The organism is Candidatus Accumulibacter contiguus (assembly GCF_012940005.1).
GTDB lineage: Bacteria > Pseudomonadota > Gammaproteobacteria > Burkholderiales > Rhodocyclaceae > Accumulibacter > Accumulibacter contiguus.
Map to the genome: position 1 here is coordinate 1 of NZ_SPMX01000082.1, position 21,882 is coordinate 21,882.

The window sequence follows — 21,882 nt, forward strand, 5'->3', positions numbered from 1 at the left end:
GGCGGTGGCAGCAACCCCTCACGCTCGCCGTTGTTTCAGCAGGACTTGCAAGCGCTTGCCAATCGGCTCAAGCTGGAAATTCGGATCGCCCACTTCCCGCCGTATTGCTCCAAGCACAATCCGATTGAGCACCGCGTCTTCCCCCCATGTCACGCGCGCTTGCGAAGGCGTCGTATTTGAAAGCGTGCCTCTGGTCAAACAACTGATCGAGCGTACCCAGACTCGAACTGGACTTCAGGTCACCGTCGATATTATCGATCGCGTCTACGAAACCGGACGGAAAGCGGCGCTTGATCTCAAGGCATCCCTGCGCATCGTCGCCGATGCACTACTGCCCCCATGGAATTACACCATCCTGCCAAATTCAACAGCATAAAACCGGGAAGTTATTTCGTGGGCGTTCCTAAGGGTAACTGTGCCCCTTCCTGTGAAAGTCGCCTCAGCGACTCACCACCCTCTCCTGCCAAAACGGAGAAGATACTTTGGAGGAAACACTTGTAAAGGAGCTCAACATGTTCCACAGATTCCAGGCTTTGCTCGGCCGCATGGCCGTTTTTTTCCTCGGACTATTGTCGGTCGCCCAGGCCATTGCAGCGGATTGGATGATCAACGAAGACTACTACCAAACCGACACCCGCGCCGCCACCGATTTTGAGTTTCTGCTTGCCGGCGACGTCGCAGCCCAGATTACCAGTGGCGGACAGACCTCGATCACCAACGCTTTCGCCGACCCCACCCGCAGCACCAGCCTTCAGCCAGGCTTCAACAACACCATCGTTCGCTTCGCCGGTTCCAACACGATTCCCACTACGCCGACGACGAAGCGGCACTTCGGCATCTTCGGCACGGGCAAGAAGCCTACGGTGCTGACCAAGGCGTGGTCATTCCCCACGGCTCCGTTCCGCGTCCCGGTCCCCAAGTCCAACTTCGACTTCGCCTACGATCCGCAGAACGACACCCTGCGGATCACTCTGGAGAATACCAGCCCATACACGGTGACTTTCCAGAACGTGGGTTACACGATCAGTTCCACCGAGTACCCGATCGACCAACTGACTGCCAGTGGTCTGCCATTATCGGTTTTTCAGCCGCTCACTGGATTCGACCACGAGTACCGGCCGGGCGAGTTCAGTTCGATGCTGATCGCCGGCGTTTCTCTCGAGGCGTTCGCCGTCACCCATGCCACGGTTTTCTTCTCTGGCGACTCCAGCGGCATGGACTATCAAGCGACTGGCGACGAATGGGCACAGGTTCGCGTCGCCGCCGCAGTTCCCGAACCGGGAGGCCTGGTTCTTGTGCTGGTCGGCCTGGCGTGCGTTGTAGGTTTCTCCTGCCGTGGCCGAATCAATGGACTACTCGTACGCAACTCGGGCAAAGCCTCTGGCAGATGGCTGTTGCTTGGCGTCGGCATGCTGCAAGCGGGAAGTGCCGCGGCCGACGTGTTCGTCGTGCCCCTGGCCGCACCACCTACCGCAGGGGATACGCGTCCCTTCATCGACCTGAAGGCCAAGGACACTGCGGGCAAAGATATCACCATCAAGACCCTGATTGACGGCGGCTCGACCAGTTCCGAGTTGAAAGTGACTGCCGCGGTCGGAACCCAGTTGGGCGTCAGCGGAGGAACTCCAGGAACCGAACGCGGGATTAACGGAGTATCACCGACCACCACCGGAGCAAGCATCCCGGCCGGCGCCGGCATCGGCTTCAGCAGTGCGCCCGTCACCCCTGGTGGTCAGGCAGCGAGCTCGCCCCCCCTGCCCACCACGGCCAGCGTGGGAACTCTCCCGCCCGGGCGACAAGCCACCTTGGGCAGCGGCTATCTGGAAGCCAACTTCGACAGCAGCGGGCGACTGGATGGCTACTACTTTTTCGTGGCCAAGGGTCAGGGGGCTACGGGCGGCGTGGCAACGGCCAACGCCATCGCCAGTTTCCTGGCCTTTTCCGGCCCGGTAGCCACCAATCCCGATGGCCGTCCCAAAGGCACCAAATCCGAGGAAGTCACGCCCTTTCGCCACCCCGTGCCGCAGGGCGAGGAGGCTATCGACGGCGGCTTCCGGCTGGGCGTCGATATCCGCAGCGCTTTCTCTACGCAATCCAGCATCCCTTTCATTCTCAAGAGCGGCTTTTCAAACACGATCATTTCTTCCCAACTGGCTTCGCTGCTGGGATTGAATCCAGGCACACTGCCGACGGCACAGGTCGAGACGAACTTTGGCACGATGGAAGTGGGCATGGCCCAACTCCAGCTCGACCTGTTCAGCGACCCGAGCTTCCCGAGCTTCACGGTCCCGGTAGGCATCGCCTTGAACTCTGCCGACAATCCATTTGACGACAACGTGCTGGGCAGCGATGTGCTGGGTCGGCTGGCTTATTGGGACATTGATCAGACCAACCCGAGTGCGCCCATGTTCTCTGCCGCCGCTAGCCTCACGCCCATTCCTGAGCCGGGCACGGCGACGCTGATCAGCGTACCCATGCTTCTTTGCCTGTTGGCCGGATCCTGGGCACACCACAATCGGGCCGGACACGCTTCACGATCGACCTGCGCCTTGCGCCGATGGACGGCGTCCTTGCCGGCGTCGAAGCGGTAAGCCACACGGCGCCTACCTCGGCAAACCCGCACGACGGCTGAGCGAAGCCGAGGTAGCGCTGTCCGCAGAAAAGCACTCAGCGCGTGGCAATCTGCCGGAACCCGTTCGTCGCACCGATTTGGGCAGCATTGCCCTCGTTGCAGAGAACGCGGTCGACCCTGGCCATCGAGGGCCCGTGCTGTGCCCAGAGCAGCAGCGCGTCAAGCGCCTCGACCGGACCGCTGACCAGGGCTTCGACGCTGCCGTCGCTTCGGTTACGGACCCAGCCGGAGAGGCCAAGCCGTTCGGCCTCTGCGCATAACGACCAGCGGTAGCCGACGCCCTGAACCCGGCCATGAATACGCAGATTTCGGCAGATTGTCTGACCCATTTTTCGACTCCAGAATGCGGAAACTGGGGACTGGGGTGATGCGACCACAGCCATTACTGGCATAATCGTCGTCCATGAAAAGAAGAAGATCAAGGGGTGCTGTTTCGCTGTCCGGGGCTTTTATCCGAAGATGCTGAAGACGCTGTTGCTGCTGCCGCTCATTGGCGCCGCAGGCTTGTCGCTGCTGCCCAGCCGCCGCGTCGATCTGCTGCGCCATCTGGCGAGCGTCATCGCTGCCGCGACGATGTTCTGTGCCGGTCTGTTGCTGCTCGACTTCGATCCCACCAGCGCAGATATCCAGTTTTTTGAAACCCGGCCGTGGAATCCGCGCGTCGGCTCACAATTCGCGCTCGGCGTGGACGGCATCTCGCTGCCGATGGTCTTGCTGGCTACGGTGCTCTGTTTCGTCGCGATCTTCACATCGACCGGCATCCGCAGCGGCGCCAAACTGTATTTTTCGCTGCTGCTGGTCCTTGAAACCTCGCTGCTGATCGTATTTACGGCTCGCGACTGGTCGCTGTTCTACGTCTGCTGGGAACTGACCCTGATCCCGCTGTTCTTCCTGATCGATCGCCTGGGAGGGGTCAACCGGCACCGGGCAGCACTCAATTTTGTCCTGTATACGCTGGGGGGATCGGTGTTCATGCTGATCGCCCTGCTGTTACTCTACGATGTCGCCCCCGGCCATAGTTTCGCGATGGTCGACATGGCCGCCGGTGGTGCGCAATTGCCGGTGCGTACGCAGGTGCTGGTCTTTCTCGGGCTGCTGCTCGGTTTCGGTGTCAAGATGCCGATCGTCCCGCTGCATGGCTGGTTGCCACTGGCACATGTAGAGGCGCCGAGTCCGATTTCGATCCTGCTCTCCGGGATCCTGCTGAAAATGGGCGCCTACGGGCTGATCCGTGCGGCTGCCACCTTGCCGGCAGCAGCGCTGGCGCTGCAGGACTGGCTGGCGCTGCTGGCGCTGATCAGTCTGGTCTACGGCGCGGTGCTGGCCTGGCGGCAGACCGACCTGAAAGCAATGATCGCCTACTCGTCGATCTCGCATATGGGGGTCGTCCTGCTTGGCATCGCCGCGCTCAACCCGGCGGGACTCAGCGGTGCACTGACCCAGATGGTCGCGCATGGACTGACGGCCGGGTTGCTGTTCCTGCTCATCGGGCTGCTCTACGAGCGCACGCACAGCCGTGATCTGGCGACTTACGGTTCGCTCAATCGCAGCGCACCGCGCTTCGCCGTGTTTATCGTGTTCACGCTGCTGGCCTCGGTCGGCCTGCCCGGCAGCGCCGGCTTCATCGCCGAACTGCAGGTACTGATTGGCGCTTATCGCCGCTGGGGTGGCTGGCTGCTCCTGCTGTCGATCGCCGTGCTGATTTCCGCCGCCTACGCGCTGCGCGCGATTCGCTGCCTGTCGACCGGACCCGAGCGGCCTGCCAGTGCTGCTTCGGCAAGGGTAGCGGATTTCGCCGATCTCAATCGTGTGGAATGCGCGGCTGCCTGGCTGCTGAGCAGCGGCATCGTCTGCATTGGCGTCCATCCGGCACCACTGCTACGCCTGATGGCCACTTCGCTGAGCCAGCTGGCCAAAGCCTTTGGAGTTTGAATGAGTTCGCGCGTTCCGTCATCAGCACCTGCGAAAATCGCCACCGCACCCAGCCTGCAAAGCGTGCAGGCCAGCGTGCAGCAGCTTGCGCACCTGCTGCCGGCGCAGGCCCCCTTGCGCGATTTCGTTCATCACAACACCCTGCATGCCTTCCAGCATCTGCCGTTCGCCGAAGCGCTCAGTGCGGCCAACCGCCTGACCGGCGCACGTCCCTGGCTCGACGAGGGCCGCTACCGGAAGTTGTTCCGGGAAGGGCGGGTGAACGCGGACGATCTCGCCGCCGCCTTGCGGCAATCGCCCGAAACCCGGGCCGACGAGTTGCTGCTCGGCGATGCGCTGCCCGGCTTACGTCGCGGCGAGATCCTGCAGGCAGCACTGCTGCAGCCGCCGGGGAGCATTTCACCGCCCCGTCTGCGCTGGCAAATCGAGGAAAAATCGGCGTGCGAGCGCCTGCAAGCGGATCTCGACCCGCTCATGCGGCAGCGACTGCTGCACGCCGCCGCTGCGGACGGCCACGATGAGGCCGCAGCCGTCGCCGACCTCTGGGCAGCGGCTTGCGCCTTGCGCGGGCCGACTGCCCGGCCCGCCGTCGCTTGCGCCGAGCCCTCGGCGACCGCTGCCGTGACGATTTGGCAAGAACTGCTCGACCGTCTCGGCGACGAATGGACGCTGGGCGCATTGCTCGCCCATTTGACGGGTGAGGATATCCGACTTGCGCTGCAGGCATCCCTGATTCGCCATCTCGCGGCACATCTTGATCATGGCCTGGCCGCCTGGAGAAACCCGGCACGAGCACAGGGTTTTTTTGTGGCGTGGCGACGGAGCGCCGGCAGCGACTGGGCTTGGGAACTCGACGAATTCGCCGGCGCACGCCATGACATCGAGCAACTCGCCGACGATCCACTGCAGGTGATCGCCAACGAAATGCACTTGTTGGATGTCGATGATTCGCGCTGCAGCGCCTATCTGCAGCGACTGGCGATGGAATTAGCGGGCTGGGCAGGCATGTGCCACTGGCATGAAGCGCACGCCGCAGCCGGTGATCCGCCGGTCAGCCTGACTGATTTTCTTGCCGTGCGCGTGGTGCTCGAACGCCTCTATGCCGAACAGTTGCTGCGCCGTGTCTGGGGCCTGCGGCTCAACGAACTGGGTGGCTACTTCATCAATCACCCGGCCGAGCTGGCGGTCAGGCACGCGGCCGGCAGTCGCCAGTTGCCGGACGACTTGCTCGACCAGCTACGGCCGCATCTGACGGCTGAGGCTGCGCATGGCGACTGGCCGCATTTCGCCCACCGCCTGGTGGAAGCGCGCAACGCCGCGGCGACCGACACGGAAGCACTGGCCGCCTGGCCGCTGTTCGTCCTGGCACAAAGACTGGGGCGGACTGGTCGCGAGCTGCGCGAGCTTGGCCGAGCCGGGGTGGATGCCCTGCTTGGCTGCGCCGATTCCCTGACTGGCGACCAGCGCGGCCTGATCTGGCTGCTGGCCTACGAACACCACTATCGGCAACAGATCTTTGCAGCCTTGCTCGCCAATCATGGCCGCACACCGGCGCTGGCCGGCAAAGCCCAGGCGCAGTGGGTTTTCTGCATGGATGATCGCGAAGAAGGCAGTCGCCGCCACCTCGAAGAAGTCAACCCGGCTTTTGAGACCTTCGGTGCAGCCGGTTTCTTCGGCACCCCGATGCTCTGGCAGGGCCTCGACGACGAGCTCCCGACGGCTCTGTGCCCGATCGTCGTACGCCCGGCGAATAGCGTGCGCGAGACCGTGCCGCCCGGCGCCGAGGCAGCGTACCGGCGGCATCAGCAGCGTCGCCAGCTGCGCCTGGCGTGGCGCGAACGCTTGCATCAGGGCAGCCGGCGTGGCTGGCTGCAGGCTGCGCTGCTGAGCACCGCCGCCGCGCCCTGGGCATTGCTCGCGCTACTGGCGCGGACGCTGGCGCCGGGACGTCTCGGGTCACTGCTTGAGCGAACTCGCGACCGCTTCGACAAGCCGTTGCCAGGCACACTGGAATTGACCGCCGAGCCCGGCGAAGCGCAACGGGCCGCCAGCAGCGACGCGCCACGACTCGGCTTCAGCGAAGAGGAGCAGCTGACCCGCGTCGGCACTTTCCTGCGCAGCATTGGTTTGACGAAGCATTTCGCGCCGCTGATACTGATCGTCGGCCACGGTTCGGACAGCCGCAACAACCCGCATCTCGCCGCTTACGATTGCGGTGCCTGTTCCGGCCGCCACGGCGGACCGAATGCGCGCGTGTTTGCGGCGATGGCCAACCGGCCGGCGCTGCGCCTCAGCCTCGCGCGGCAGGGAATCGTCATCCCGGAGACGACGCACTTCATCGGCGCCGAGCACAACACCTGTGACGAGAGCTACGTCTGGTACGACCTCGAGCAATTGCCAGCCAGTCATCGTGAGGCTTTTGCCGCACTGCGCCGTGACTGTCAGGAAGCGGCGCGTCACCATGCCGTCGAGCGCTGCCGTCGTTTCGCATCGGCGCCGCTCGACCCCTCGCCACAACAGGCGCAGGCACATCTGGCAAACCGGCGCCAGGACATCGGCCAGGCGCGGCCCGAACTCGGGCATGCCACCGTTGCGGCGGCTTTCGTCGGCCGCCGCACGATGAGCCGCGGGGCGTTTTTCGATCGACGGGTGTTCCTGATTTCCTACGATCCGCTGCCGGATGCCGATGGGCACGTACTCGAAGCGACCCTGCTGGCGGCTGGCCCGGTCGGCGCCGGAATCAACCTGGAATATTACTTTTCGACCGTCAATAACGAAGGCTATGGCTGTGGCAGCAAAATCATGCACAACCTGACCGGCTTGTTCGGAATCATGCAGGGGGCCAGTTCCGACCTGCGAACCGGCCTGCCGCTGCAGATGGTCGAGATCCATGAACCGATGCGACTGCTGGTGATCGTCGAACAGACGCTGGAAATCATCAATGCGATCTACCAGCGACAACCCCCCCTGCAGGAATTGATCGGCAAGGACTGGATCGTTCTTGCCGCCAAACACCCGCAGACGGGAGCCATCCATCTGTTCGCGCCGGCGACCGGCTGGCAACCCTGGACTCCCCAGGCAACGGGCCAGCCGGCGCCGGACGTGCCCGAGGCCGAGAGTTCGTCCGACTGGTTCGCCGGCCAGCGCAAACCCTTGCCGCCGGCCTTGCTGCGGCGCCCGGTGGTGACCGCATGAGCGCACCCGGCGGGCTGTTCGACATGCTGGCACTGGCCATCCACCTGTTCTGGCTGGTGCCGCTGTTGCCGCTGCTGTCAGCAGCGCTGCTCGCCATTCTTTTGCTCTTGCGCCGCGGCGCGGGCGATGCAGACGAACCGCTGACCGCCGCCATCGCCAGCACGGCCGCTCTCTGCGCGCTACTGCTGCTGCTGCTCTTCGATCTGCTGGCCATCGCTGGCGCCCTGCCGGAGCAACTGGTGTTTGGCGAATGGCTGCGTATCGGCACAGTAGCGGTTCGCCTGTCCTTCGTGGCCGACGCCTACAGCCTGCCGGCAGCGACGCTGGTCACCCTGATCGTCTGGATTGCGATCCGTTTTTCGGCGACCTATCTGCACCGGGAGCCTGGTTTCCCGCGCTTCTTCCTCGGCATCGGCCTGTTCCTTGCCGGCATGCTGCTGATCGTCCTGGCCGGCAACGCGGTGCTGACCTTCGTCGGCTGGGAACTCGCCGGTTTCAGTTCCTGGCTGCTCATCGCATACGCCTGGGAACGACCGGTCGCGACCGGCAACGCCTTGTTGGTTTTCCTCTGCAATCGCGTTGGTGATGCCGGTTTCATGCTCGGAATCGCTCTCGCGACGTGGTCGGCAGGCAGCCTCGAGTGGGCCGGGCTGGCCGGAGATGGCAGTATGTCCATGGTCACGGCGCGCCTGCTGGCGTTCGGTTTCGTACTGGCGGCGCTGGTGAAGTCGGCGCAATTGCCATTTACGCCATGGATCGCGCGTGCACTCGAAGGCCCGACGCCGTCTTCGGCGATTTTCTACGGTTCACTGATGGTACACGCCGGCGTCTATCTGCTCTGCCGCCTGCAGGGTCTGCTCGAGCAGGTGCCCGACCTGCTGGCGCTGCTGGCGGTCGTCGGTCTGGCGACCGCCGTGTACGGCGGCCTCTGTGCGCTGGTGCAGAGCGATGTCAAGTCGGCGCTGGTTTTCTCGACCGTGACGCAGGTCGGTCTGATGGTCGGCTGCTGCGGTCTCGGACTGTTCTGGCTGGCCGCCTGCCACGCGGGCCTGCATGCCGCTTGGCGCGCATATCAGTTTCTGCTCGCACCGGCGTACATGCATCTGGCACGTCGGCCGGCGCCGCCGGTGCCGCGCTGGCTGGCCACACAAGCTTGGTGGTACACGGCGGCATTGCAGCGCTTCTGGATCGAGCCGCTGGCCAACAGCCTGCTGACGCGCCCTACTCTGGCTCTCGGCCGGGACGTGCGGGCGCTCGACGAGCGTTTCATCGACCCGCTCGTCGGCGCGCCCCGTGACGATGAACACTTTGCCACTGGTGACGCCGCCGACGAACTGATTCGTGGCCATGGCCTGGCTGGTCGCGCGCTGTTCAACTTCGCGGACCGCATGCAAGGCCTGGAAAGCACCCTGCTGTTCAGCGGCGATGGGGCGATGGAGAAGTCGCTGCAACGCGCCGCACACTACGCGGATGCCATCGAGTCGCTGCTCGAACAACCACGCTATCTGATGTTGATGGTGATGGCGACTTTCGTGGTGATCCTGTGAGTGAAATTCTCTGGGCGGCGCAGGCCGGCTACCCGCCGCTGGCGACGCTGCAATGTTTGCCACTGGCGGCAGCCCTGCTGCTGCTGATCATGCGCGAGGCCGACCTGGCGCTGGTCCTCGGCCGTATCTTCGCGGTCGCCGAACTGGTCGTGGCGATTGACCTGTACGCCCGCATTGAGGTGTCGACCAGCATCCTGCAGTTCGCCGAACGCGTCGATGTATTCGCTTACCATGCTGCAGCCGACGGGGTGAGCGTGCTGTTCATCCTGCTCACGGCGCTACTCGGCGTGCTGCTGTCTTTCTATGGCATGGCCCGCCAGCAGATCTCGCCGGTGCAGCTCCTGAGCGTGCTGTTGCTGATCGAGTCGTCACAGATGACCATGCTCACGACGATGAACCTGCTGTGGTTTGCCGGCGCTTCGGCGGTACAACTGGCGCTGGTCGGCTACCTGCTCTGGCGCTGGGCTTCGGCCAGAGAGGAGAACCTGGCCCTGTCCCGCTTCCTGCAGTATCAGCTCTTCGGCTGGTGCCTGTTCATGGCCGGATCCATCGTTCTGGTCTGGAGCCACGCCGACGTCCTTGGCAGCCACTGGAGCTTCGACCTCTTCGAATTGCTGGAAACGCCACAGATCGGCAAATACCAATCGGCAGCCTTCTACCTGCTGTTTTATGGTTTGGCGGTACGCACCCCGTTGTTTCCCCTGCACGGCTGGCTTCCCAACTCGGCCGGCTACGGCCTGATTGCCGTGGGCCCGGTGCTGCTGCTCGGGGTCAAGGTCGGCATCTACGGCATGGCGCGCTTCCTGTTGCCACTGACCGCCGAAGCGGTGATGATCTGGCAGCCCTATGTCGTGGCCTTCGCCATGGTCGGCGTCTTCTTCGCCGCGAGCATGGCTTTCCGGCAGGCCAATCTGCGCCGGCTGATGGCTTTTGCGGTCGTCAGCCATACCAGTCTGATCGTGATTGGCCTGTTTACGCTGCATCCGGCCGGCCTGCAGGGCGCACTGCTGCTGGCCGTCAACTTCGGCCTGGCGATTACGGTGATGCTGTTGATGGTCGGTTACGTATACCGCCGTACCGGCACCACCAATCTCGATCAGCTCGGCGGTCTCTTCGACCGCGTTCCCTTCATCGCCGTTGCTTTCCTGATCGGCGGCCTGGCGCTGCTCGGCATGCCCGGGACACCCGGTTTTGACGCCGTGCACCTGGTTCTGGAAGCGTCGATCGAGACCTTTGGCGCCTTGCCGACGGTCGCCACGGCGCTCGGCAACGTCGCTGCGGCCGGTTTCCTGCTATGGGCTTTCCAGCGCGCCTTTCTCGCACCGCGGCCCAGGGATCTACCGGCAGCCCGCATCGCCCGCACCGGCCGGATGGAGTATTTCGTTGGCGGCGCCACACTGCTGGTGCTGCTGGCCGCCGGTTTCTATCCTGAGCCCTGGCTGCAGTTGACCGATACGGCAACGCAGGCGCTGTCGGCCTATTTCCACCATGGTTGAACTGGCGTCCTGGCCGCTACTGAGTACGCTGCTGTCGCTGCCGCTGCTTGGCGCGCTGTTGACGGCGCTGTGGCGGCGCAAATCATGGGCGCAGTGGGTCGCGCTCGGCACTGCCATGCTGACGCTGTTCTGCTCGCTGCTGATCGTCGCCGTCTTCGATGACCAGGACCCCGACTTCCAGTTGCTGGATTCGGCGACCTGGATCCCGGGAGTCAATATCAACTACCTGCTCGGCGTCGATGGCCTCTCGCTGCTCTTTCTGCCGGCGACGGCGCTGCTCTTCTGCGGTTCGGTCGTCGCCGGCTGGCGGCAGCATGCGCCGGCTGCGCTCCCTGGCGTGTACTTCGCCCTGCTGCTCCTGCTCGAAGCGGCCACCCTCGGCGTCTTCTGCGCGCTCGACAGCATCCTGTTCTTCTGCTTCTGGGAGTTCACACTGCTGCCGCTGTATTTCCTGGTCAGCCTGTGGGGCTTGGGCGCCGGCCGCCAGGCGGCTGCCGTGCGCTATTTCCTGGTCATGCTCGCCGGCGGCGTGCCGCTGCTGTTTGGCCTCCTGGCGCTGGCTTTCGGGCATGCCGAACTGAGCGGAGCGCTGCGCTTCGATCTGCCAACGCTGCTGGCGACAGCGCTGCCGGAGCGAACCCAGTATCTGGTGTTCCTGCTGCTGCTCGCCGGTTTCGGCGTCAAGGTGCCACTGCTACCGCTGCACACCTGGCTGCCCGCACTGGCGATGGGTGCGCCGGCGGCGGTGACGGCCGTGCTGGTCGGGCTCAAACTCGGCGCCTACGGGCTGATCCGCTTCGCCATTCCGCTGGCGCCGCTCGCGGCGCGCGAGCTGCACTGGCTGCTCGCCGGTTTTGGTACCGTGGCCATCCTCTACGGCAGCGTCGCGGCGCTGGCGCAGAGCAATCTGCGTGCCATGCTGGCGTACGCAAGCGTGTCGCATGTCGGGCTGGTCGTGCTGGGACTGGCATCGTTCTCGGTTTCGGCGCTGCAGGGAGCGCTATTGCAACTGCTCAACTTCAGCGTCGCCGCCGGTGGTGGCTTTCTGGTCCTCGCTTTCCTGCAGCGCCGTACCGACTCGACCGACATCAGCCAGCTCGGTGGCGTGATCCACCGCCTGCCGCTCCTGTCCGGTTTCTTCCTGCTCTTCGGACTGGCCGGCATCGGACTGCCGGGAACCAGCGGCTTCCCCGGTGAACTGCTGATCATCGTCGAAACGCTGCACAGCCATACCGGTGCCGGCCTCGCAGCGCTGTTCGCCATGGTGCTCGCTGCCGCAGCCTTTCTGTCGCCCTTCCGGCAGGCCTTTCTCGGCCCCTTGCGTAATCCCGACCTCGCCACCGCCGAAGACCTGCTGCCGCGCGAGCTGGCCTTGCTGCTCTTGCCGGCCCTGTTGATTCTGACAGTCGGCGTCTATCCGCTGCCGATCCTCGAACTGCTGCGGCCGAGCGCCGAAGCCTGGGTGGCAGCTCTCGCCGGGCTGTAGCGTGCAGCAACTCGGCGAGAGCTGCGCATCTGCGCGCATGTCTTGTCTTTTTCCCATAACCTCAGCAAGATTGGGCATGTCGCAGACCAGGACGTAGCGAACGGCAAAAGGACAGACCATGGCAAATGCATCGAAAGTGAAATTCTGCTGGCAAGACCCCTTGTTGCTCGAAGCGCAACTGAGCGAAGAAGAACGCCTGTTGCGCGACGCAGCGCGCGACTACTGCCAGGGTAGATTGTTGCCGCGCGTTCTCGAATCCTTTCGCCTCGAACAAACCGATCCGGCGATTTATCTGGAAATGGGCGAGATGGGACTGCTTGGCGCGACGATTCCGCCCGAGTACGGCGGTGCCGGGCTCAACTATGTGAGCTACGGCCTCATCGCGCGCGAGGTCGAGCGTATCGATTCGGGTTTTCGCTCGATGATGAGCGTGCAGTCTTCGCTGGTGATGCTGCCGATCCATACCTTCGGGACCGAGCAGCAGAAGCAGAAGTACCTTCCCCGGCTGGCACGCGGCGAATCGATCGGCTGCTTCGGACTGACCGAGCCCAACCACGGCTCCGACCCGGGCAGCATGGAGACCCGGGCGCGTGCGGTGGACGGCGGCTACCGGATCTCGGGCAACAAGACCTGGATCACCAACTCGCCGATTGCTGACGTGTTCATCGTCTGGGCCAAGGATGACGCCGGCGCAATTCGCGGCTTCGTCCTCGAGAAAGGAATGCCGGGCCTGTCGACGCCGCCCATCCATGGCAAGGTCGGTCTGCGCACGTCGATTACCGGCGAGATCGTGATGGACGAGGTCTTCGTACCGGCGGAGAACGCTTTTCCAGAAGTGCGGGGGCTCAAGGGACCGTTCACCTGCCTCGATTCGGCACGCTACGGCATCGCCTGGGGTGCCCTCGGCGCCGCCGAGTTCTGCTGGCACACGGCGCGCCAGTACACGCTCGATCGCAAGCAGTTCGGCCGCCCGCTGGCCGCCAAGCAGTTGGTCCAGAAGAAACTCGCCGACATGCAGAGCGAAATCACGCTGGCTCTGCAGGGTTGCCTGCGCCTCGGGCGGATGAAGGACGAAGGTACGGCGACACCCGAGATCACCTCGATCATGAAGCGCAACTCCTGCGGCAAGGCACTCGACATCGCTCGCATGGCGCGCGACATGCTCGGCGGCAACGGCATCTCGGACGAGTACGGCATCATCCGGCACCTGGTGAACCTCGAAGTGGTCAATACCTACGAAGGCACCCATGATGTACACGCGTTGATCCTCGGCCGGGCGCAAACCGGCATCGCCGCTTTCTGAAGCCGCTGGCGATGTCGTCGGCAAATCACGGTATTGCGCAGCACCGCCGAATGGATCGCCTTGCTCGAAAATGCCACCGTACCTTGCGGGAGTGGCGTTGGATCTCCTATCCTTAGCCATGACCCAATATGGTGCACAAATTCTCTGGCTCCGCGGCGAGCAGGATTTTCTCGGTAACCGTTATAGCCGCAAGCACCTGCTGCGCTTCGACGGGGGTGTCGACATCCCTGCCTCGTCGTCGCCGCACGTCGTGCCGGTGCCGATGTCCGACCCGGCCGCGGTCGATCCCGAAGAGGCTTTTGTCGCCTCGCTGGCCAGTTGCCACCTGCTGTGGTTTCTGTCGATCGCTGCCCGGCGCAGGTTCTGCATCGATCGCTACGCCGACAACCCGCTCGGCGTCATGGCGAAAAACAGCGATGGCAAGCTGGCGATGACCCTCGTCACGCTGCGACCCGAGGTCGCCTTTTCGGGCGACCACCTGCCGACGGCTACCGAGGTGGCGGAAATGCACCGCCAGGCGCACGAGGAGTGTTTCATCGCCAACTCGGTCAAGACCGAGGTCCGTTGCGAGCCGGTGTTCGGCGCTGCGCAGGATTGACGTGGGGCCGCTGCAGAGAGCAGAGTACCAGCGCTGCGCTGGGTTTCCGTTGGCTATGGAATTCAACAGGCCCCCTGCCCGAGGTCTCGCCTCGCCCCCAGGGCCTCGCCACTCGGAATGCATACGCTAAGGCGCTGTTTATGCTAGTTTTTCATACACTTGGCAGATTCCTCGGTAGTCCAAACCTTGTCTGCCCTAGCATGACCGAATGGTCCGGGAGGCGAGACGGCCTACAGAAAGGCAATCGACTGCAAGATAAGTCACAACAAATCATATAGTTGATGGCTTTTAACCATATGCTATCCGAGTGGCTGGGCCCTGGCTTCTCCCCCGCGCCGCCAAGCTTGAGCACGCTGGTGAAGGCTTCGCTGGTGAACTGCGAGCCTGATCGTTGTTGAAGATTCCCGGCTGGCCATGGACACGCAAGGCCTCCTCCACGGAAGAGCGCCGGCTGCACGCATACGACAGCTCACCGATTCCGGCCTGGAAGTTGCTGCGCCACACGAGCAGGGTGCTGTCTGACGGATCTTCCTCCAGCCAGCAAGCGCAATTATGCTGCAAGCATCGATTTTTGATAACCAAATAGCCGATGCCGCGAAAGCGGCGCCTGCCCACGCGGCGAGCTTGTCGGCTTTGGCCTTGAGCGGGAAGGAAAGACCGATGGCGTCGAGGACTTCCTTCCGTTGTGATCGCTCAAGGGCAATGGCGGGGGAACTTGTCCATTCCAATTCCCGTCTCGGCACTGACCAGATTGCAGGCATCGGTCCACCAGTCCGGGTCGTCGAGGCAGCCACGCAGACTCGGTGTCTTGTTCAGGCGACGGATCATTCTCTGTCGCCGACTGCTGATCGTCACTTCCCAACTGGCGCCTCGGCGCTCGGGTTGGTGCTGCCACTTGTGTTCTTTCAAGACCTGATCCCGCAACTCGCCAATTGTGTGCAGAAGAGATCTGCATTCAGGACGGGAACAGTTTCTTGATACTCTTTCTAAGCTCTACGCCAGAGATTAACTGTTTACATACAGGGTGCCATTGAAAAAATCATCCACCACTCCTCAGTTTCAGGTTTTGGGTGATTTGGGCATGTCATATCCACTCCAAAAGAATCCAACAGATCTTCGGTAGTTGATAATCTTGAAACATCGACAACTTCTTGTAAGAACAAACCCTCACCGTTTGGTGCAAAGCGCTTCTGAATTTCTTCAGGGTGAAGTTGATTCAAGCACTGAAGTAGTAGTTCGAGTGGTTGAGAATATGGATTAGATTTTTTTTTTCATGAACGTGCTTTTTCTCTGCCAGCCCGCATTCTATTACGGATACCGCTATCCATTCGGGTCTTGATCATCATTCCGGCCAAGGCCGAGTGCTGAGCGTGGAGAAAGGAGTGGCAGGACCCTCGAAATCTCGTACCCTTGGAAGTGCAAACTCACCGAGGGAGAAGGAAGATGCTCGAAGGTCCTGCCGGGATTGACTATAGCTGAGACACGAGGCCGGTGCCACTGCGCGCTGCACGGCCGTCGATGGTCGGTGGGTCGTGAAGCGCCGCTCGCGCCTGGAGCGGGCGGAGCAGCTTGGGACGGCCACGGCGCGCGTGGCGGCGGGACAGCCGCAACGGCAGGTGGCCGCCGACCTCGGCCTGGCCCGCAATACCTTGCAGGAATGGTGCAAACCGCTTGCGGTCGGCGCGGCCCCAGCGGTCTTGGCGGCGTGGGTGGAGACCCCAGAGGGCGTGCGCTGGCTGCATCAACTGGTGTGGGCGGCGCACTTCAGCATCCCCCTGCAGTTCAGCGCAGCAGCTCCGGGGTAGAGGGCCGCAATGGCCAACTGGCCCTACATCACCAGGGTCGCCATCGCCTGAGCGACCGCAAGCTCGCAGCGCTCACCGTCGTACACAACTATCATATCCGGCGCGCCGACGACCTCGACCGCCCAAGCAGCCCTATCTGATGCAGGTGGCGGCGTAGCGGGGGGGGAGCCGGAACGACGATCAAGGCCCCCATTCGGTAGCCAGCTTTCAGCAGGGTCTGTAAGGTGGCCAAGCCGAAGTGCGCGGCTTTGCCCCCTGACACCCGCCTAAATCACCGTCGGGCATCCAGGGTGCGCTACGCCGGGCTGCAAAACGCGCAGCCCGCCCTGGACGCAGGAGAAATGATCGCGAGAACAAAGGTTTTGAAAAGGCAAAAGGCTTGACCAGTTCGCCTCTGCCGCGAGCCAACCGCGGTTGGTGCCCGCCGCCATCGTGACGGGCAACCCTATTGACAGGGGCCGGCTAATGGGTGACCCCAATTCGACCCCCGCAAGGGCCTGCGCGGGGTCGGCATCGGGCAGGCGCTGCTGGCCTTTGCCGAGGTCGAGGCGCGCCACCGGGGCTGCTGCAAGCTGACGCTGGAGCGTCCTTACCGGCAATGCGGTGGCGATGAAGGTGTACAAGCGCGCGGGTTTCCGGCCCTATACACTCGACCCGGCCGCCGGCACGGCGACTTTCCTGCAGAAGAAGCTGCCTCCGACCTGAGCAGCCGGATCAGGCCACCTTGAAGTAGGCGACCTGCTGGCGGAGTTCCTGCGCCATCTGTTGCAGCCGCGCGGCGTTCGCGACGTTGGCGCGCATCGTTGCGTTCGTCTCCTCGGTCATCTGCGCGACGTGCTCGACGTTCTTGGCCACCTCGTTGGCGGCCACGGCCTGTTCGCGGGTCGCGTTCGCCACTTCCAGCGCGCGCGTCCGGGAGTCTGTGGCCTCGGATGAGATCGTGTCGAGCATGTCCGACACGGCGCTCACCTTGGCAAGCCCGTGCTGGATCTTTGGTGCGACTGCCTCCATGCCGGAGACGGTTTGGCGGGTCTCGTCCTGAATCTGCCCGATCATCTGGGCGATTTCATGCGTTGCCTTGGCCGTGCGCTCGGCCAGCTTGCGCACCTCGTCGGCAACCACCGCGAAGCCGCGGCCCTGCTCACCGGCACGAGCCGCCTCGATGGCCGCGTTGAGCGCCAGCAGGTTGGTCTGGTCGGCGATCTCGCGAATCACGCCAGCGATCCCCCCGACATCTTCCGATCGCTTGACGAGTCCGGCGACCTGCTCCGACGACGCGCTGATCGCGCCGGCCATCGACTCGATCTCGTCGACCGCGGCGTGAATTGCGGCCACGCTCTCCTCGGTCAGGCGGGAGGTCTTCTGCGAGCTGGCCTCGGTTTCGCCGGCCAGCGTCGATACCTCGTTGATGCTCACCGTGACTTCTTCGAGGGCCGCCGCCGAGGCCGCCGAGGCCTGCGCCTGTGCCTCGGTGGCCGTGCTCACCTGGCTCGTCGCTACCGACATCTGTCGGGCCGCATCACCGATGGTGTCGGATGCGGAACGGACGCCACCGATGATCGTTCCGAGCTTTTCGGCCATCTCGTGCATCGCACGCATCACGGCGCCGATTTCGTCGCCCCGGCCGGTATCGAGGCGGACCGTCAGGTCGCCGTTCGCAATGCGCTGCGAGCTACCCACCAGTCCGATCAGGGGCAGGATCACGATGCGGTTCAGGTAGAAGGTCAGAATCGCCAGGAGCGCGATCGTCAGCACGAAGGTGGCGGCGATCGTCAGGTTGCGTGCGCGGTCGGCGAGGCTGAAGATTTCCTCGGTATAGCTGCCCGAGGCGACGATCCAGTTCCAGTCCTTGTAGTCGTTGTAAATGACAATCTTGTTGCGCGGGCGGGTTTCGCCGGCCTCCTTGTTCATCCACGGGTAGATGATGGTGCCGTTTCTTTTCTCGACGATCTCGCGGATGAACGGGCGGCCTTCGTTGTCCTTGGCTTCGATGATGTTCTTGCCTTCCGACGCCGGATGGACGATAAGGGTGCCGGCCTTCGGCCCGGGAGTAGCGTCGAGCACATAAGCGTAACCGGTTGTGCCGAGCTTGATCTTCTTTATGGTCTCCTTCATGCGCGCAATCGATTCGACGATGTCGATGCCGACGAAATGCAGGCCGATCACCTGGCCGGCCGCGTCGCGGATCGGGTCGTACTTGGTCATGAAGTCGCGCCCGAACAGGGTGGCCTTGCCGGTGAAGGACTTGCCTTCACGCACCAGCACGTAGGCCGGGTGTTCCTTGCCGAGCAGCGTGCCGACGGCTCGCGAGCCGTCTTCCTTCTTCACGGAGGTCGTAACGCGTACGAAGTCGTCGCCTTTCTTCGCAAAGACGGTCGCGACGTTGCCCTTGGTCCGCAGACTGAAGGTATCAACCTCGCCAATGCTGCCGTTGAGCGCGACACCATTGAGCTTGAGAACCGGGTCGTCTCCGCCTTCGAGCGTGTAACGGCCGGCGAGCGCAGTCGAGAAAGCGTGTGCCCAGCTTTCAGCCTGCCCGCGAAGGATCGAGTCGGTTTGCCCGATCATGTCGAGCACCATCATGTTCGTCTTCCGGAGCTGCTCGGTCTCGTCGCGTTCGTTGATGTCGCGAATCTCGGCGTTGAGGAACAGGGCGAAGCCGCCCAGCGACAGCACGATGGCGAGCGACACCATGGCGGCGATGCGAAAGCGGATTGACTGGGTTTGGATCATCGCGCGGCTACCTCTCGTTTCGTTTGTCTTGCCCTGAAGGCGGGATCCGGTACGAGGAAACCAGTTTAACCTCAGATCGAGATCGGGATAAGAAAAGCGGGGCAGATTATTTGTAAGCCGTTGTTACCAATGTGGGTTGGACCTTCTAAGGAGAGCCCCAACGGGTGTCGAACATCCAACTTTGAACTTCGCTCCTTAGGGAACCGATGATTAATTCACTCCAATGCCGAGCTTGAGAACCCGAAACACGCAAGTGCGGGGTCATACCCCAAGTGCGGGATCAAGGTTTGCCGAATCAACGAATCAATGCTCCGCTGTCTTGGGGCCAAGTCGGGCACTTGATCATCAACAAGAACCGTTGACGCGGCTAGGCAGAATTTCCGCCTCCATCGAGCCAACTTACCGCCCGGCTGACCGTCGAGTAGTGTACTCGGAAATGCTCCGCGATCTCCTGCATGGAATACGCTCCGGTCAGAAAAGCACGCGCCATGGCCTCGCGGCGCAGCGGGTACGCCGCAGCGAACTCGGTGAGCGGCTTGGCCAGCACCCGCCGCTGCGCGCGGGGCACCTCGCGCAACTTGTCCATGGGCTTCCAGGCACCAAAGCGTTGCTCGACAAAGCGCTCGCTACCGAGAAGGATCTGGTGGCGAAGCCCCTTCCAGATGCTCGGTTGTCCGATTCCCTCGACGACGAAGGCTGCGTAGCCGGCCTGCGCCTGAGCGCGCTCGTCGCCGAACTGGCCCAGGAGCCAATCGGTCTCCAGCCATTCCGGTGTCGGTGCCGCTGCGACCATCGCGCGGTAACTGCTCCATGACCAGTCGTCCGGCCGCGCCACCATGCCCGCCCTGACTGGGTTGAGTACAACGTAGCGCGCGAGTTCCAGCAGGTAGGTTTCACGTTCGACCAGAATTGCCTTGAAGCGCCCCTGAAACAGGTGCCCGACCAGCGCATGGCGGCGGTTGAACTGCTGCGTATAGACACCGTTCAACTGCCGCATCCCTTGCGAGAGGTTGGCGTCGGGCGTCTCCAACACCATATGGAAATGGTTGGTCATCTGGCACCAGGCATGACAACGCCAATTGAAGCGTGCGCAGGCCTGTCCGAGGACAGCCAGCCACCCTGCGCGATCTTCGTCGCTCCGGTAAATGGCCTCCCGGCGGTCGCCACGCGAGGTGACGTGGTACACACCACCGGCAAGCTCGATGCGCAGGGGTCTTGCCATAGGATGAAGTTTAGGCTTTACATTGCTGGATTCAAGACCTGACCCTAATTGCGTGCGTGACCCTAATTGCAAGACCTTAACAACAAATTCAACGGCGAGCGAAGCGAGTCCGCTGCAATGCCAAGTTAGACTCGGGTGGCGGTCCGGCAGGAGCCGGAATGATCGTCCACCCCTCGGCGGCGTGTTTGTTCTGACGTGCCTGTAGATCGGCAAAAATGCGGTCGAGATCGAAATCCAAGCTGGCGGCGTGCTGCTCGCGAATCGCACGTACTTCGTGAATGATGCTATCAGTCATTGTCGTCTCCCAAGAGCTCGTCAGGTGTGCAAATGAAAGGCAGGAACAAGCCCAGCCGCTGAAAATGCTCGGCAATTCGCGCCTGGATCTCCGGGTTGGCAATATGCCGACAATTCCATGTCAGCAAATAATCCACGAAATGAACTGTGGCAATCGAAATATGCATGGCATCCTCAGCCGCCCTGACCGGAACGATTCCCGCAACAACCAGCCCCTTCGCCAGCTCAACACTTTACGCAGTAATGTCTAGCAGCGGTATGGTCAACAGCGCGTCAAGCCGTTTGCTCGCCGCAGAGGCATCTCCAGCGCCGCATTCAGTGACAACAAGTTCTGACACGACCAGATCGAATTCGCTACGGCGATCCCAGAAGAGGTAAGTGCTCTGCTGATGGCCAGCTTCAATTACGTTCTTGCTGGGGCGAGCCGTCAAATAGCTGATGACGGAGGTTTCAACGTATATCCTGCGCTTCATGAACTTAACCCTCGTTCAGAAAACCGTGTCCCCCATTCTTTCTGGAAAAAGAAAGACATGACCCCGTTTTCTACGTAGTGATCTTGCCATAGGATGAAGTTTATGGCTTTAAATTGCTGGATTACAAGACCTGACCCCCAAGATGTGTGACCCCCCAAGATGTGACCCCCCAAGATGCTTTTGCTCGCTGGACCTTGCAAAACATCCGCAACTTGCGTATATTTTCTCCATGCAAGCTATTTTTGCCGAATTGCCGGCGTTTGCCAAATATCGTGCCGACTACCTGGACGATGAAGAGTTTCGCAGGTTGCAACAGTACATGCTGAAGAACCCGGAAGCCGGCGATGTGATCGAAGGGACGGGCGGGCTGCGCAAGTTGCGTCATGGCGATTCTCGCCGTGGCAAAGGAAAGCGGGGTGGACTACGAGTGATTTACTACTGGTGGGATAGTGGCCGGCAATTCTGGCTCTTCACCCTGTACGACAAGGATGAAATGGAGAACTTGAACGCCGATGAGAAAAAGGCGCTCAAGGGAATGTTGAAAGCTGAACTGGAGGCCAGACGATGAAGAAGCGAAACCTGTTTGCCGAGATTGCCGAGGGCTTTGGTGCCTTGGCGAACGAGCGCGCTGACAAGCAGACGCTACGCACGCACAAGGTCGGGGTTCAACCCGTGCCGGAGGTGACGGCTGAGGAGCTGGTCATGTTGCGCGAGCGCCTGCATCTTTCGCGCCCGGTGTTTGCCGGCTACCTGCGCACGAATCCCCGGACACTGGAAAACTGGGAGCAGGGTCGGGCCAAACCGAACGCTCAGGCTGTGCTGCTGATTCGCTTGGTCGAGAAGTTCCCGGATACCGTTGAGCGACTGGCCGTGGTCTGAACTTCTGGCCGTAGCGGATCAAAAGGTACAAACCACCAGCAAGCTCAATGCGTGGTGGTTTTGCCATAGGTTGCGGTCTAGCCCGGAAAATGCCGGATTGCAAGACCTGACCCCATTGGTGATGCCATTGGTGATGTGCAAGACCTGACCCCATTGGTGATGTGTGACCCCATTGGTGATGTGACCCCATTGGTGATGACCTGACCCCATTGGTGATGACCCCATTGGTGAGACCTGACCCCATTGGTGAGCCGCAACCCAAGACATGACCCCCATTTTGCTCCATG

Annotated in this window: 21 protein-coding genes and 1 pseudogene; 13 read left to right on the forward strand and 9 right to left on the reverse strand. The window is 62.4% G+C overall.

Annotated features, from left to right (window positions below; all coding sequences use genetic code 11):
- The 3 genes from E4Q08_RS25340 to E4Q08_RS21205 all read left to right on the forward strand — a co-directional run.
- The coding region (locus E4Q08_RS25340) for an ISAzo13-like element transposase-related protein (protein WP_443984461.1) at positions 1-180 on the forward strand (180 nt) is incomplete at its 5' end.
- A gap of 4 nt (positions 181-184) precedes the next feature.
- Positions 185-376: an ISAzo13-like element transposase-related protein gene (locus tag E4Q08_RS25345; protein WP_169072068.1), complete on the forward strand. Its 192-nt coding sequence runs from the start codon at positions 185-187 to the stop codon at positions 374-376.
- Positions 377-512: 136 nt separating this feature from the next.
- Positions 513-2,591 carry a pepsin/retropepsin-like aspartic protease family protein gene (locus E4Q08_RS21205; RefSeq protein WP_169071838.1) on the forward strand — a complete coding sequence of 693 codons (2,079 nt, stop codon included), beginning with the start codon at positions 513-515 and terminating at the stop codon, positions 2,589-2,591.
- 76 nt (positions 2,592-2,667) lie between these two features.
- On the opposite strand, the gene E4Q08_RS21210 is transcribed toward E4Q08_RS21205, so the two are convergent.
- Positions 2,668-2,961: an acylphosphatase gene (locus E4Q08_RS21210; protein WP_169071839.1), complete on the reverse strand. Its 294-nt coding sequence runs from the start codon at positions 2,959-2,961 to the stop codon at positions 2,668-2,670.
- Positions 2,962-3,091: 130 nt separating this feature from the next.
- On the opposite strand from E4Q08_RS21210, the gene E4Q08_RS21215 reads away from it, so the two are divergent.
- The 7 genes from E4Q08_RS21215 (at position 3,092) to E4Q08_RS21245 (ending at position 14,189) form a co-directional block, all read left to right on the forward strand.
- A complete protein-coding gene (locus E4Q08_RS21215) occupies positions 3,092-4,564 on the forward strand; it encodes a complex I subunit 4 family protein (RefSeq protein WP_169071840.1) in 1,473 nt (490 codons plus the stop codon).
- Positions 4,565-7,759 (forward strand): DUF2309 domain-containing protein, encoded by a 3,195-nt coding sequence (locus E4Q08_RS21220; protein ID WP_169071841.1) that lies wholly within the window; start codon positions 4,565-4,567, stop codon positions 7,757-7,759.
- Positions 7,756-9,306, forward strand: a complete 1,551-nt coding sequence (locus tag E4Q08_RS21225; protein ID WP_248595057.1) for a proton-conducting transporter transmembrane domain-containing protein — start codon at positions 7,756-7,758, stop codon at positions 9,304-9,306. Before E4Q08_RS21220 ends, E4Q08_RS21225 begins: the two co-directional genes overlap by 4 nt.
- Positions 9,303-10,802: a complex I subunit 4 family protein gene (locus E4Q08_RS21230; protein WP_034916547.1), complete on the forward strand. Its 1,500-nt coding sequence runs from the start codon at positions 9,303-9,305 to the stop codon at positions 10,800-10,802. The genes E4Q08_RS21225 and E4Q08_RS21230 overlap by 4 nt, the downstream gene beginning before the upstream one ends.
- The gene (locus E4Q08_RS21235; protein WP_169071842.1) at positions 10,795-12,288 is read left to right on the forward strand and encodes a complex I subunit 4 family protein; all 1,494 of its coding nucleotides are present in this window, start codon (positions 10,795-10,797) and stop codon (positions 12,286-12,288) included. The genes E4Q08_RS21230 and E4Q08_RS21235 overlap by 8 nt, the downstream gene beginning before the upstream one ends.
- Before the next feature lie 118 nt (positions 12,289-12,406).
- Positions 12,407-13,591, forward strand: a complete 1,185-nt coding sequence (locus tag E4Q08_RS21240) for an acyl-CoA dehydrogenase (RefSeq protein ID WP_169071843.1) — start codon at positions 12,407-12,409, stop codon at positions 13,589-13,591.
- A 118-nt stretch (positions 13,592-13,709) separates the two neighbouring features.
- Entirely contained in the window at positions 13,710-14,189 is a 480-nt protein-coding gene (locus E4Q08_RS21245) for an OsmC family protein (protein ID WP_169071844.1), read from the forward strand.
- Between the two features lie 693 nt (positions 14,190-14,882).
- Here the strand turns inward: E4Q08_RS21245 and E4Q08_RS21250 are convergent.
- Positions 14,883-15,140: pseudogene (locus tag E4Q08_RS21250) on the reverse strand (DUF29 family protein); the annotation flags it as partial.
- Positions 15,141-15,658: 518 nt separating this feature from the next.
- Complete coding sequence (locus E4Q08_RS21255) at positions 15,659-15,952, reverse strand: hypothetical protein (protein ID WP_169071845.1); 294 nt, start codon at positions 15,950-15,952, stop codon at positions 15,659-15,661.
- Here E4Q08_RS21255 and E4Q08_RS25120 point away from each other — a divergent pair.
- Positions 15,847-16,134 (forward strand): DUF6399 domain-containing protein, encoded by a 288-nt coding sequence (locus tag E4Q08_RS25120; protein WP_248595059.1) that lies wholly within the window; start codon positions 15,847-15,849, stop codon positions 16,132-16,134. The two genes, E4Q08_RS21255 and E4Q08_RS25120, sit on opposite strands and share 106 nt — an antisense overlap.
- 126 nt (positions 16,135-16,260) lie before the next feature.
- Here E4Q08_RS25120 and E4Q08_RS26275 read toward each other — a convergent pair whose 3' ends face one another.
- The 6 genes from E4Q08_RS26275 to E4Q08_RS25135 form a co-directional block, all read right to left on the reverse strand.
- Positions 16,261-16,617 (reverse strand): hypothetical protein, encoded by a 357-nt coding sequence (locus E4Q08_RS26275; protein WP_211203520.1) that lies wholly within the window; start codon positions 16,615-16,617, stop codon positions 16,261-16,263.
- A 91-nt stretch (positions 16,618-16,708) separates the two neighbouring features.
- Positions 16,709-18,727, reverse strand: a complete 2,019-nt coding sequence (locus E4Q08_RS21265; protein ID WP_169071846.1) for a methyl-accepting chemotaxis protein — start codon at positions 18,725-18,727, stop codon at positions 16,709-16,711.
- 367 nt (positions 18,728-19,094) lie between these two features.
- Positions 19,095-19,949 (reverse strand): REP-associated tyrosine transposase, encoded by an 855-nt coding sequence (locus E4Q08_RS21270; protein ID WP_169071847.1) that lies wholly within the window; start codon positions 19,947-19,949, stop codon positions 19,095-19,097.
- Positions 19,950-20,037: 88 nt separating this feature from the next.
- Positions 20,038-20,244 carry a hypothetical protein gene (locus tag E4Q08_RS21275; protein WP_034924332.1) on the reverse strand — a complete coding sequence of 69 codons (207 nt, stop codon included), beginning with the start codon at positions 20,242-20,244 and terminating at the stop codon, positions 20,038-20,040.
- Positions 20,237-20,410 carry a PIN domain-containing protein gene (locus tag E4Q08_RS25130; RefSeq protein WP_248595060.1) on the reverse strand — a complete coding sequence of 58 codons (174 nt, stop codon included), beginning with the start codon at positions 20,408-20,410 and terminating at the stop codon, positions 20,237-20,239. Before E4Q08_RS25130 ends, E4Q08_RS21275 begins: the two co-directional genes overlap by 8 nt.
- Positions 20,411-20,476: 66 nt before the next feature.
- Positions 20,477-20,716, reverse strand: a complete 240-nt coding sequence (locus tag E4Q08_RS25135; RefSeq protein WP_248595061.1) for a PIN domain-containing protein — start codon at positions 20,714-20,716, stop codon at positions 20,477-20,479.
- A gap of 229 nt (positions 20,717-20,945) precedes the next feature.
- Here E4Q08_RS25135 and E4Q08_RS21285 point away from each other — a divergent pair, with 229 nt between their 5' ends.
- Complete coding sequence (locus tag E4Q08_RS21285) at positions 20,946-21,284, forward strand: type II toxin-antitoxin system RelE/ParE family toxin (protein ID WP_034924326.1); 339 nt, start codon at positions 20,946-20,948, stop codon at positions 21,282-21,284.
- Positions 21,281-21,595 (forward strand): helix-turn-helix domain-containing protein, encoded by a 315-nt coding sequence (locus E4Q08_RS21290; RefSeq protein WP_034924323.1) that lies wholly within the window; start codon positions 21,281-21,283, stop codon positions 21,593-21,595. Before E4Q08_RS21285 ends, E4Q08_RS21290 begins: the two co-directional genes overlap by 4 nt.
- Positions 21,596-21,882: the final 287 nt, after the last annotated feature.

Bases quoted from the DNA above. Each gene is read 5' to 3' on its own strand.
- E4Q08_RS21275 (WP_034924332.1), bottom strand. From the start codon at position 20,244: ATGACTGATAGCATCATTCACGAAGTACGTGCGATTCGCGAGCAGCAC.
- E4Q08_RS21235 (WP_169071842.1), top strand. From the start codon at position 10,795: ATGGTTGAACTGGCGTCCTGGCCGCTACTGAGTACGCTGCTGTCGCTG.
- E4Q08_RS21285 (WP_034924326.1), top strand. From the start codon at position 20,946: ATGCAAGCTATTTTTGCCGAATTGCCGGCGTTTGCCAAATATCGTGCC.
- E4Q08_RS21205 (WP_169071838.1), top strand. From the start codon at position 513: ATGTTCCACAGATTCCAGGCTTTGCTCGGCCGCATGGCCGTTTTTTTC.
- E4Q08_RS21215 (WP_169071840.1), top strand. From the start codon at position 3,092: ATGCTGAAGACGCTGTTGCTGCTGCCGCTCATTGGCGCCGCAGGCTTG.
- E4Q08_RS25120 (WP_248595059.1), top strand. From the start codon at position 15,847: ATGGTGCAAACCGCTTGCGGTCGGCGCGGCCCCAGCGGTCTTGGCGGC.
- E4Q08_RS21270 (WP_169071847.1), bottom strand. From the start codon at position 19,949: ATGGCAAGACCCCTGCGCATCGAGCTTGCCGGTGGTGTGTACCACGTC.
- E4Q08_RS21240 (WP_169071843.1), top strand. From the start codon at position 12,407: ATGGCAAATGCATCGAAAGTGAAATTCTGCTGGCAAGACCCCTTGTTG.
- E4Q08_RS25130 (WP_248595060.1), bottom strand. From the start codon at position 20,410: ATGCATATTTCGATTGCCACAGTTCATTTCGTGGATTATTTGCTGACA.
- E4Q08_RS21290 (WP_034924323.1), top strand. From the start codon at position 21,281: ATGAAGAAGCGAAACCTGTTTGCCGAGATTGCCGAGGGCTTTGGTGCC.
- E4Q08_RS25135 (WP_248595061.1), bottom strand. From the start codon at position 20,716: ATGAAGCGCAGGATATACGTTGAAACCTCCGTCATCAGCTATTTGACG.
- E4Q08_RS21210 (WP_169071839.1), bottom strand. From the start codon at position 2,961: ATGGGTCAGACAATCTGCCGAAATCTGCGTATTCATGGCCGGGTTCAG.
- E4Q08_RS21265 (WP_169071846.1), bottom strand. From the start codon at position 18,727: ATGATCCAAACCCAGTCAATCCGCTTTCGCATCGCCGCCATGGTGTCG.
- E4Q08_RS21245 (WP_169071844.1), top strand. From the start codon at position 13,710: ATGACCCAATATGGTGCACAAATTCTCTGGCTCCGCGGCGAGCAGGAT.
- E4Q08_RS21220 (WP_169071841.1), top strand. From the start codon at position 4,565: ATGAGTTCGCGCGTTCCGTCATCAGCACCTGCGAAAATCGCCACCGCA.
- E4Q08_RS21225 (WP_248595057.1), top strand. From the start codon at position 7,756: ATGAGCGCACCCGGCGGGCTGTTCGACATGCTGGCACTGGCCATCCAC.